Origin of the sequence: Parvimonas parva, assembly GCF_016552165.1 — a bacterium.
Lineage (GTDB): Bacteria > Bacillota > Clostridia > Tissierellales > Peptoniphilaceae > Parvimonas > Parvimonas parva.
On record NZ_JACVDA010000002.1, the window covers coordinates 103,948 to 115,298 of the forward strand.

10 protein-coding genes are annotated in these 11,351 nt (G+C 27.9%); all 10 read left to right on the top strand.

The window, feature by feature from the left end; genetic code table 11:
- Nucleotides 1–205: 205 nt before the first annotated feature.
- Complete coding sequence (gene dltD / locus IBJ83_RS01145; protein WP_201275008.1) at nt 206–1,363, top strand: D-alanyl-lipoteichoic acid biosynthesis protein DltD; 1,158 nt, start codon at nt 206–208, stop codon at nt 1,361–1,363.
- A 99-nt stretch (nt 1,364–1,462) separates the two neighbouring features.
- Complete coding sequence (locus IBJ83_RS01150; RefSeq protein WP_201275009.1) at nt 1,463–1,981, top strand: adenine phosphoribosyltransferase; 519 nt, start codon at nt 1,463–1,465, stop codon at nt 1,979–1,981.
- Nucleotides 1,981–2,220, top strand: coding sequence for an RNA-binding S4 domain-containing protein (locus IBJ83_RS01155; RefSeq protein WP_068472921.1), 240 nt, complete (start codon nt 1,981–1,983; stop codon nt 2,218–2,220). Before IBJ83_RS01150 ends, IBJ83_RS01155 begins: the two co-directional genes overlap by 1 nt.
- Before the next feature lie 70 nt (nt 2,221–2,290).
- Nucleotides 2,291–2,572 (top strand): FtsB family cell division protein, encoded by a 282-nt coding sequence (locus IBJ83_RS01160; RefSeq protein ID WP_068472919.1) that lies wholly within the window; start codon nt 2,291–2,293, stop codon nt 2,570–2,572.
- 38 nt (nt 2,573–2,610) lie between these two features.
- A complete protein-coding gene (gene tilS / locus IBJ83_RS01165; protein ID WP_231698826.1) occupies nt 2,611–3,996 on the top strand; it encodes a tRNA lysidine(34) synthetase TilS in 1,386 nt (461 codons plus the stop codon).
- Complete coding sequence (gene hpt / locus IBJ83_RS01170; RefSeq protein ID WP_231698827.1) at nt 3,993–4,553, top strand: hypoxanthine phosphoribosyltransferase; 561 nt, start codon at nt 3,993–3,995, stop codon at nt 4,551–4,553. Before tilS ends, hpt begins: the two co-directional genes overlap by 4 nt.
- Nucleotides 4,554–4,572: 19 nt before the next feature.
- Nucleotides 4,573–6,498 (top strand): ATP-dependent zinc metalloprotease FtsH, encoded by a 1,926-nt coding sequence (ftsH, locus tag IBJ83_RS01175; RefSeq protein ID WP_201275010.1) that lies wholly within the window; start codon nt 4,573–4,575, stop codon nt 6,496–6,498.
- Between the two features lie 45 nt (nt 6,499–6,543).
- A complete protein-coding gene (locus IBJ83_RS01180; RefSeq protein ID WP_231698828.1) occupies nt 6,544–7,020 on the top strand; it encodes a DUF5673 domain-containing protein in 477 nt (158 codons plus the stop codon).
- Nucleotides 7,020–7,895 (top strand): DNA-3-methyladenine glycosylase family protein, encoded by an 876-nt coding sequence (locus tag IBJ83_RS01185; RefSeq protein ID WP_201275011.1) that lies wholly within the window; start codon nt 7,020–7,022, stop codon nt 7,893–7,895. The genes IBJ83_RS01180 and IBJ83_RS01185 overlap by 1 nt, the downstream gene beginning before the upstream one ends.
- A 155-nt stretch (nt 7,896–8,050) precedes the next feature.
- The coding region (locus IBJ83_RS01190) for a SpaA isopeptide-forming pilin-related protein (RefSeq protein WP_201275012.1) at nt 8,051–11,351 on the top strand (3,301 nt) is incomplete at its 3' end.

Sequence of the window (11,351 nt, forward strand, 5' to 3'; positions counted from 1 at the left end):
GGTATTATATCTTTAATATGATTAATATTATTCTGATAATTTTTTAGTTTTATTTAAAGTTTCTATTGTAAAATTATTTAGGATAATTTTGTGGAGTTTTTAAAAATTTTAATATTTATATAGATTTTTAAAAAATCTATAATTTTTTTGAGTATTGTACGATGTTAATGTCGTAAATTAATATATAATAATTTTTAGGGGGGTTATGAAGAGGTTAAAAGCGTTAAGTGTAGCAATAATTTTATCTTTAATCATTTCTTCTACATTTTTACATTTTTATACTAAAAAGGAGAAAAAAGAGTTTGATGAATTATCCGTTCATAATAATTCTATAAGATATAATGATTCTCCAAATAAATATAAATCTCATGATGCTATAACGAAAAATATAGGGAAAGGTACTATAATACTTTTAGGTTCTTCTGAACTTATAGTAACAAATGATTGGAAGGAGCATCCAAGACAATTTTTAGATTATTCAGATAAAAATATTATGCAAATTGGAGAGGGATTTTATCAATCTATAATTCAAGCTGTAACTTTGGGCTCGATTGGAGAAAAATCACCGGTAAAAACTGTAAATTTAATTTTATCTATGCAATGGTTTGAAAAAAATGGAATGAGTCCTGAAGCTTTTCAACCTAGATTTTCAATAGATCACTTGTATAATTTATATAAAAACAAAAAAATTTCTAAAGAAACAAAAGATAAAATCTATAATAGAATTTTGGAGCTTTCAAAAGATAATTCTGCTGTAACCGGAATGGTTGAAAGATTAAAAAGAGATAATCCTGTTGATAATACAGTAAACAGTGCTAATGCTGAAAAGTACAAATTGATTGCAAATAGTAAGTTTCTAAAATCATATCATAGGGATGACAGTATAAATGATAAAAAAGCTCCTGAAAGTTTTGACTGGGAAAAGTTTAGAAAAGAAGCTTTTGAAACAGCAAAAGAAGAATCAAATGACAATAGATTTTTTATGTATAATAAATATTTTGACAATAATTTTAAGAAAAATTTTGCAAAATTAAAAAATTCTGCAAAGAATACAAAATATAGAAGTGAAGAAGAATATGGAGATCTACAATTGTTTTTAGACGTTGCAAGAGATTTGGGCTTTAAAGTTAATCTTATTTTAGTTCCTCTTCAGGGATATTGGGCTGATTATACCGGAGTTCCAAAGGATGAAAGAGAATACTTTTATAAAAGAATTAGAGATATTTCAGCAAAAAATAATGTAAATTTAATTGATTATAGTAAATATTCTTATACAAAATATTTTTTTAAAGATGCTACACATTTAGGAAGGATTGGACTTTTACAATTACAGGAAGATTTATTAAAGTATAATAATGATTAAAATAAAATATATTTTAAATTCAACAAATTCTCCTAAATGATTGCAAAAAAATTTTAAATGGTATATAATAAGTAGCCGATAAAATTTTAGGAGGACGTTATGGATTTAAAATCAAAGATTAGAGTTATTGAAGGATTTCCGAAGGAAGGAATCAGTTTTAAAGATATAACTACATTAATTAGTGATGGAGATGCTTTTAAAGAAGCTGTAGATATTATAAAGAAAAATTTAGAAAATAGAAACATAGATTACATAGTTGGACCTGAGGCAAGAGGTTTTCTATTTGGTTCAGCGGTTGCTTATGCTTTAAACATTGGATTTATTCCTGTTAGAAAGCCCGGAAAATTACCGGGAGAAACTGTTTCTTTTGAATATTCACTTGAATATGGAACAGATGTTTTAGAAATTTGCAAAGGAGCATTAAAAAGTGGAGATAGAGTTGCAATAGTTGATGATTTACTTGCTACTGGTGGAACGATTAATGCTTGTGCTAAATTGATTGAATCACAAGGTGCAAAAGTTGTTTCAATGCAATTTTTAATGGAATTAACTGAGCTTAAAGGTAGAGAAAAGAATAAAGACTACCAAATAGATTCTGTTTTGGAGTATGATATTTAATGAGAATTGATAAATTTTTAAAAAACTCACGTCTTATAAAGAGAAGAACTGTTGCAAAAGAGGCTTGTGAAAAGGAAAGAATTTTTAGAAATGGTAAGGCGATGAAACCTTCTGACGAAGTTAAGGTTGGAGATATTATTGAATTAAAATTTGGAAATTCTGAAGTAAAAATTAGAGTTTTGGATATAACAGACAGTCAAAAGAAGGAAGATGCTCAAAAAATGTACGAAAATCTTTAAAAATCTGTAAAAACTGTTGAAAAATTATATTTTTTAGTATATAATCATATTAGATAGGGGTGATAGCTTGATGAATAAGAAACATAGAGGTCGAGTTAGACTTTACTCTTTAATATTTTTAGTTTTTTGTATCGTTTTTGGAAAAACTTTTATTTATCAAGTTCGTGAAAAAAATAGATTAAATGCTAAAATTAATTCTTTGGAAGAAAGAAAAGATAAGTTGAATAGTGAAATTATTGAGGCTAAGGATAATCTTCAAAAGGTTGATAGTGAAGAATTTGTTAAAAAAGTAGCTAGAGAAAAACTTAAAATGATAGAAAAAGATGAGATAGTAGTAAAGTATAAGGATTAAGACTAATTTAAATTAATATGGAAGGGAGCCGAGTATTTTTGCTCGGTTTTTTTGATTTTATGAAGAATAGATTTTTAAGAATTTTAAAAAATTATAATTTTAATAATGTGGGAATTTTACTTGCTGTTTCAGGTGGTAAAGATTCTATGACGATGTTAGATTTGTTTAATTCTTTTAAAGATGAATTTAAACTTAATTTGATTGTTTGCCATTTCAATCATTCTTTGAGGGATAATGCCGATAGAGATGAGAACTTTGTTAGAGAACAATGTGAAAAGTATGGTTTGAAATTTTATTCTAAAAAGGAAGATGTAAATAAATTTTCAGTTGAGAACAAACTTTCTACTGAAGAGGGTGCAAGAATTTTAAGATATAAATTTTTTGATGAAATTAAGAAAAATGAAAATTTAGATTATATTGCAACTGCTCATAATAAAAATGATTTGGCAGAAACTGTTATTATGAGAATTTTAAGGGGAACCGGTATTAACGGTTTGGTTGGAATACAGTCTGAAAGAGGAGATTTGATTAGACCTGTTTTAGATTTTTCAAGAGTAGAAATAGAAAATTATATCAAAGAAAATGATATTTCTTTTGTTGAAGATGAAACTAATTTTGAAGATATTTATAATAGAAATAAAATTAGGTTAAATCTTTTGCCTATGTTGGAAAGGGAATATAATTCTAAGATTTGTGATGCACTTTGTAGATTGTCAAACATTGCCTCAGATTATAGTAATATTTCAAGAGAATATATTTTTTCTAAAAAAGGAAATTTATGGGATTTTGATGGAGATAAAATTGTTGTTGATATTTCTAAATTACGTTTAGAATCTGTTTCGTTTAGAAATATTTTATATAGAGAATTTTTTGAGTTTATAAGTAAAAATCCAAATGGAATAAGTTATAAAATAATTGAAGAAATAGATAATTTGATTTTTGCAAAAACGGGTAAATATATAGAGATAAAAAATGTTGTTTTTAAAATTGAATATGATAAATTGTTCGTTTACAGTAAAAATATTTTGAAAAATTCAGAAAATGATTTTTATTTTGAAAATTTAGATTTTTCTTTGTATTCTACAAAATTTTTTGATATAATTATAGAGTATTCAAATTTTGAAGAATTTAAAAACTTAAAACAAAATAAAGATATGTTTTTTATAAATAAAAAATATCTTAGTTTGTTAAAAATTAGGAATAGAAAAAATGGAGATTTTTTAGAGTTTGAATTTGGCAAAAAGAAACTTAAAGATATATTTATTGACGAAAAAATAAGTAAAGATATTAGAGATGATATACCTATTTTTGAAATCGAAAATAATATTGTTTGGGTTTCTAATATTAGAAGGTCTAATAAATATTTGGTTGATAGATTAGATGATATTGTAAAAATTAGAGTTTTATTAAAGGAGAGATTATGAAAAGATTAGATTGTATCGTTAAATCAGATATGAAAGAATTGCTATTAGATGAAAAAACTATTAAAAATAGAGTTGAAGAGCTTGGTAAAAGTATAACTGAATATTATGAAAATGAAGATGCTGAGCTTGTTGTCGTTGGTATTTTAAGAGGGTCAAGTTTGTTTTTTGCAGATTTGATTAGAAATATAAATTTACCAATTTTAATAGATTTTATGGCTATTTCATCTTATGGAAGTTCATCAGAAAGTGGAGTTGTAAAAATTGTAAAGGATTTAGAGGCTGATGTTACAGGAAAAAATATTTTAATAGTTGAAGATATTATAGATACAGGTAAAACTTTAAAATATCTTTTTAATTACTTTAAAGAAAGAGGAGCCAAAACAGTTAAGGTTTCCAGTATGTTAGATAAGCCTGAAAGAAGACTTGTTGAGATTTCCGGAGATTTTATCGGTTTTGAAGTTCCAAATGATTTTATAGTTGGTTATGGTTTAGATTATAATCAATCATACAGAAATTTACCATATATAATTTCGTTAAAAGAAGAAGTTTATAAATAAATTAATTAGGAGGGAAAGCGTGAATAAGAAAACTAAAGCGTATCTTATATATTTGATACCGGTTTTATTTTTAGCTGTATATTTCTTTGCTATAAAGACTTCAGCTCCTGTCGTTAAGGAATATACTGTTACAGAAATTGTATCAAAGATAAAAAATGATGAAGTTGCTGAGGTAACTACTCAAGGAGCTTATATAACAGGAAAATTAAATGATAAAGATAAAACAGAATTTAAAACTTATTTGCCACAAGAATTTAGATTTAAATTTTATGATAACTATCTAAAGGCTAAGGTTGATAATAATACTTTAAAATATAATGGTAAAGCTGAACCTACAAAACCATTTTATCTTGAAATTTTACCAACTCTTATAATTCTAATAGGGCTAGGTGTACTTTGGTTTATGTTTATGAGACAAGCCCAAGGTGGTGGAAAGGTAATGAATTTTGGAAAGAGTAAAGCCAGACTTCATAAGGATAAGAAAAATGAAGTTACCTTTGGAGATGTTGCAGGACTTGAAGAAGAAAAAGAAGAATTACAAGAAGTTGTAGATTTCTTAAAATCTCCTAAAAAGTACAGCGACATTGGTGCCAGAATTCCAAAAGGTGTATTAATGGTTGGACCTCCGGGAACAGGAAAAACTTATCTTTCAAGAGCTGTTGCAGGAGAGGCAAAAGTTCCTTTCTTTAGCATAAGTGGTTCAGATTTTGTTGAAATGTTCGTTGGGGTTGGTGCTTCAAGAGTTAGAGATTTATTCGAAGAAGCAAAGAAAAATGCTCCTTGTATAATTTTTATAGACGAAATTGATGCTGTTGGTAGAAGAAGAGGTGCTGGACTTGGTGGTGGACACGATGAAAGAGAACAAACATTAAACCAATTACTTGTTGAAATGGACGGTTTTGGTGTTAATGAAGGAATTATCGTTATGGCTGCAACAAACAGACCCGACATACTTGACCCGGCTATATTAAGACCTGGTAGATTTGACAGACAAATTTATGTTGGTATTCCAAATGTAAGAGAAAGAGAAGCAATACTTATGGTTCATACTAGAAATAAGAGATTGGCTCCAGATGTTGACCTTAAGGTTATTGCTAAACATACAACAGGATTTACTCCGGCAGACCTTGAAAACTTGTGTAATGAGGCCGCACTTTTATCAGCAAGATATGGTCAAAAAACTATCACTATGAAAGTTTTTGAAGAGGCCTCAATAAAAGTTGTTGCAGGTCCTGAAAAGAAATCAGCAGTTGTTACAGATAGAGATAGAAAGATTACTGCATATCATGAGGCAGGGCATGCTATTGTTTCAAGATTTGTACCATTATCAGACCCTGTTCAAATGATTACTATTGTTCCAAGAGGAAGAGCTGGTGGATTTACTGCTTATACTCATGATGAAGATAGTCAATATATGACTGTAAACGGAATGAAATCAAGACTTGCAATGATGCTTGGTGGACGTTCAGCTGAACTTATAATCTTTGAAGATTTTACAACAGGTGCATCAAACGATATTGAAAGAGCTACAAAACTTGCAAGAAATATGGTTACAACTTATGGAATGAGTAGTAAGATTGGCCCTATAAATTACGATATGGGCGAAGAAGAAACTTTCTTAGGCAGAGATTTTGGTAAAGGAAGAACTTACTCAGAAGATATTGCAAAACTTATTGACGGAGAAGTTAAGGATTTACTTGATGAGGCTTATGCTACTGCTCAAAGAGTTTTAAATGAAAATATTGAATTTTTACATGCTGTTGCTAAAAAATTACTTGAAGAAGAAACTGTAAGTGGAAAAGATTTCGAAGATATGTATAAAAAACATATGGGTATCGAAGAAAAAGTCGAAGTTACAGAAGAAGTTAAAACAGAAGAAGTAAATAGTGAAGTAGTTGAAGAAACTGTTGAAAAAGTAGAAATAGAAGAAAATAAGGAAAATTAGAATTAAGTAGAAGTTCGCTTCTACTTAATTTGTATGGAGGATTTTATGAATAGTGGAGATTTGTTATTAATAGTATTTGGAGTAGTTTTAATATTTGTAATAAAGAAAATAGTTGCTATGTTCCAAACAAGAAAAAAATTAGAAGGAGAAATATCAACGATTAAACTTAGAGGAAGAACTGTTTTACTTGCTTTGTCCATCTCTTTAGTCGGATTTGGAGTTGTTTACACAATAAAAATTAGAGATATTTACAGTATAGTATATGTTTTAATCGGACTATGTTATTGTATCGTTTCTCTTGATAAATTATACATTGCAGAAAATGGATTTTGTTTTGACGGAAAATTTGCTGAATTTAAAAAAATAAAAAAATGGACTCCTATTAGCAATAAATTTTATGAAGTTGTTGTTGCAGGAGATATGAAAGATGAAACTTTAACTATTCCACTAGATAAGGAAAATTCTGAAAAACTTTCTATTATAATAAAACAAAATAAGGCAAGACCAAAGGCTAAAAAGTAATGAAGTTATACGAAGAAAATAATTTAGTAATTTTAGAAGATGTCGAAAATTTTGATGCCAGAGCAATATTTACTTGTGGTCAGGCTTTTAGATGGTATGAGGAAAAAGACGGAAGTTTTACAACTGTCCATTTAGGTAGAGTTTTAAATGTTTTAAATGAAAAGGATAGAGTTGTTTTCAAAGGGACTAATTTAGAAGAATTTAAGGAAATTTGGGTAGATTATTTCGATTTGAATACAAACTACAAAGAAATAAGAAAAACATTATCTGGTAATGAAATTTTAGTAAATGCAATGGAATATGGTAAGGGAATTAGAATACTTAATCAAAATCATTTTGAAATGCTTATCAGTTTTATAATTTCTGCAAATAATATGATTCCAAGAATAAAAAAATCCATTGAAGTAATTTCTATGAGATATGGAAAATTTATCTGCGAAGATGAAAATAGAAAATATTATTCATTTCCAACAGTTGAAGAGCTTAGTAATGCAACAGTTGAAGATTTAAGAGAATTTGCAAAAGTCGGCTTTAGAGATAAAAGAATTTTTGATACGGTTAATATGATTTTAAACGATAAAATTGATTTAAATAGTTTTGAAAGTTTAGAAACAGATGTTTTAAGAGAAGAACTTTTAAAATTTTCTGGAGTAGGAAATAAAGTTGCCGATTGCATTATGCTATTTTCATACAAAAGAGGAGAGGTTTTTCCCGTTGACGTTTGGATAAAAAGAGTTATGGAAAAACTTTTCATAAAACAAGAAACACCTGTAAAAAAAATAGCTAAAGAGGCTGACAGAATATTTGGAAAGTATGCAGGATATGCACAGCAATATCTTTTCTACTATGGAAGAGAAGAAAAAATAGGTAAATAGAAAATTGTAAATGAAGGGGAAACCCTTCATTTTTTATTTAACTCTGAAAAATACTTGACAATATATATAAAAATACTTGACAATACATATATATATATATATAATAGTATGTGTAAAACGTTATTTACAAAGGAGGAAGAAACGAAAGGAGGCGTATGGATAAAATTAATTCCATACAAAAAGTTGGTATGAAAAAGTCTAAAAGAATATTTGCATTTTTGTTTGCATTAGTAATGTTAATGCAGACTACGTTTGTATCGTTTGGAAGTTTTGCAGAAGAAGCTCCAAAAAAGTTTAAAGCATACACTAATGCTAGGACTCCGGAATTTATAGAAATTGGAGAAATAGATGGAGGACAAGTAAAGAACCCTATGGTTGCGTATTGCTTGAATTATAAATTTGCATATCCTAAAGTTAAAGAATTAAAGGATAAGTCAGCTGAATACACTAAATTAGATTCAAAAGATTTGAAGGATTTAGAAACAACAAAAAAGGATAAAGATTTGTACGAAAATTTGAGAAGAGTTTTGTATAATGGTTATCCTACTGACGGAGCTCATTTTGTTGAATTTGGTAAGGTAAGTGAAAATAGAATGAGATTTTTAACTCAATATGCTATTTGGCATTATACAGATGAAAAGAGTGCTCAAGATTTTAAATTATCAGGATCTGAAAAGGAAATTTTTGAATCTTTAATAAATCCTAATTCTGAAAATTTAAGAAAAGTTCCGGATAGTTTTAATCCAACTTTATTTAAAAATGATAAGAGCATAAAAGCAGACAATTCTGCTAATGCTCATAAACCATATTTTCAAAATTTAATAGGTTCTCCTAAGTCTGACGATAAGACTTATGATATTTATGCTCAAAAAGTTTGGGAAGGAATGACAGGTTCAGATAAACCTGTTGTTGAATTTGAATTACAAGAAAAAAATGGAGATAAAAAAGTTGATATTGCTAACAATCCAGTAGAAATGACAGTTTCTAAAGATAAAGAAATGTCTGATGTAGTTGTTTGGAAAGATTTAAAGAAATCACCAACTGAATATAAAGTTGTTGAAAAATATAAATCTGATGCAGATTCGAAAAAATATATTTCATCTTCATTAACAGGAAATGGTAGAAAGGAATCTCCTTACACAATAACTAATGGTAAATTAAATTCTTCATTTATTTTACAAATAAAGATAAACAAACGTTGGGAAAATGTTGGTGGAGTTGAAAAACCGGAAGTTTATTTAGGTTTATTTAGGAAAACTGCAACAAAACAAGAAGAATTAGTTACTAAAGATATGTTAAAATATGGAATGGGACAAAAAAACCACCCAAATTTTGAGAATCCTATAAAAGTAGATTCTTCTCAAAGTATATTTACAAAAGATCTTACTCAACTTAACTTATTAGGTAAAGTTGACGGAAACGATGAAAATAGCGAATCTTATATTTACTTTATGAAAGAGTTGAAAAAAGTAGGAGAAAAATTTGAAGATTTTGATGCTAAAGGTTTTACTAGTAAATTAGAAACTAATAATTTAAAGGATACTAACCCTATATTTACTTTTACTAATACTTATACGGGTAAATTTAAAATAAATATAAGTAAGAAAAAAATAGTAGGCGAAGATGAATTACAAGGAGCAGATTTAAGAGTTCTTAAATCAACGGGAGAAAATGTAATAAGTTGGACTTCTTCTAATAAGCCAAAAGAAATAGAACTTACAGAAGGTGATTATAAGTTAGTTGAAGATACTGCACCTGCTGGATATGAAAAAGTTTCAGTATTTGAATTTTCAGTTAATAAAAAAGGTGAAGTAACTTTGAAAAATAATGTTGAGGGAGTTAATGTTGATAATTCAAAGAGTACTTTAATCGTTAGAGATAAAGACGAAAAAGTTAGTAAAAATATAAAAATCAGCAAAATTAGTAATGATCAAACACCACTTAAAGATGTTGAAATAAAGATTACTAAGATTAATGATAAAACTAATCTTGATACAGATATTTCTTTAAATCCAGATAAAGATATTGTTGCTAAATTTATAACAACAGGAACAGATGAAGAAATTTCATTAAAACCAGGTTCATATAAGCTTGAAGAAATTTCAACTCCTGAAACTCATGAAAAGTTAGAGAAAGTAATATATTTTGATGTTGATGAAAATGGAACAATAACTCTTAAAGCTGGTGAAGATTATAATAATATTGCTGTTGCTGATAAAGATAAATTAACAGTAATAAATAAGAAAAAACCAGAAGAATTAAAGGAAATTTCTATAAGTAAGCAAAACTTAGCGGGAGAAGAAATTGAGGGAGCGAGGATTCAAATAAAAACTCTTGACGGACAAGTAGCTAAGGGTAAATTAGGAGAAGAGTCTGATAAAGAATTAATTTGGACTTCCGGAAAAAATTCTCAAAAGATTTCCTTAAAAGCTGGAACATATATATTCCATGAAGAAACAGCTCCAAAGGGATATACAACTGTAACAGATATTAAGTTTACGGTTAGTAATGACGGAAAAATTTCTGATTTAAAATTCTTTGAAAACGGAAAAGAAACGAAAGCTCCGACAGAAAACGAATCAAAAGTTGAAGGAGAAACTAAACTTGTTGTAAAAGATAAGATTGAAGAAAAAGCTGTCATAAATACTTCAATAGGATTTGATGGAAACTTTGCTCAAGCTGGACAAGAATTGAACTTGACTAAAGATAAGGCTGGAACTGATAAAACTGTTGAAGATAAAATAAATTATGCAAATTTACCAAGTGGTCAAAAATATACTTTCAAGGCAGATTTATATGAATTCCCACTAGATGCTAATGAATGGAAAAATGTAGGTTCTACTCAGGAGACTGTTGATGTTCCAGAAATTGGAAGTGGAGAAATTAAAGTTAAGTTTGAAAAAGTTACATTAAATGTTGGAAGTAAATACACAGTTGTAGTAAAAGTTGAATCAAATAATAATTTATTGGAAAAAGAAAGTAAATTAGAAAAACATATCATCAATCATAATGAAGACAAAAATGATAAAGCTGAAACTATAATAGTTGAAAAAGATATTCCGCAACCAGAAGAATTAAAGGAAATTTCTATAAGTAAGCAAAACTTAGCAGGAGAAGAAATTGAGGGAGCAAAAATTCAAATAAAAACTCTTGACGGACAAGTAGTTAAGGGTAAATTAGGAGAAGAGTCTGATAAAGAATTAAGTTGGACTTCCAGAAAAACTTCTCAAAAGATTTCCTTAAAAGCTGGAACATATATATTCCATGAAGAAGCAGCTCCAAATGGCTATAAAACTGTAACAGATATTAAGTTTACAGTTGATAATGACGGAAAAATTTCTGATTTAAAATTCTTTGAAAATGGAACAGAAAAGAAAGCTCCGACAGAAAACGAATCAAAAGTTGAAGGAGAAACTAAACTTGTTGTAAAAGATAAGATTGAAGAAAAAGCTGTCA

Coding starts and splice junctions, on each gene's coding strand:
- IBJ83_RS01160 (WP_068472919.1), top strand. CDS start 2,291: ATGAATAAGAAACATAGAGGTCGAGTTAGACTTTACTCTTTAATATTT.
- IBJ83_RS01185 (WP_201275011.1), top strand. CDS start 7,020: ATGAAGTTATACGAAGAAAATAATTTAGTAATTTTAGAAGATGTCGAA.
- IBJ83_RS01150 (WP_201275009.1), top strand. CDS start 1,463: ATGGATTTAAAATCAAAGATTAGAGTTATTGAAGGATTTCCGAAGGAA.
- hpt (WP_231698827.1), top strand. CDS start 3,993: ATGAAAAGATTAGATTGTATCGTTAAATCAGATATGAAAGAATTGCTA.
- dltD (WP_201275008.1), top strand. CDS start 206: ATGAAGAGGTTAAAAGCGTTAAGTGTAGCAATAATTTTATCTTTAATC.
- IBJ83_RS01180 (WP_231698828.1), top strand. CDS start 6,544: ATGAATAGTGGAGATTTGTTATTAATAGTATTTGGAGTAGTTTTAATA.
- IBJ83_RS01155 (WP_068472921.1), top strand. CDS start 1,981: ATGAGAATTGATAAATTTTTAAAAAACTCACGTCTTATAAAGAGAAGA.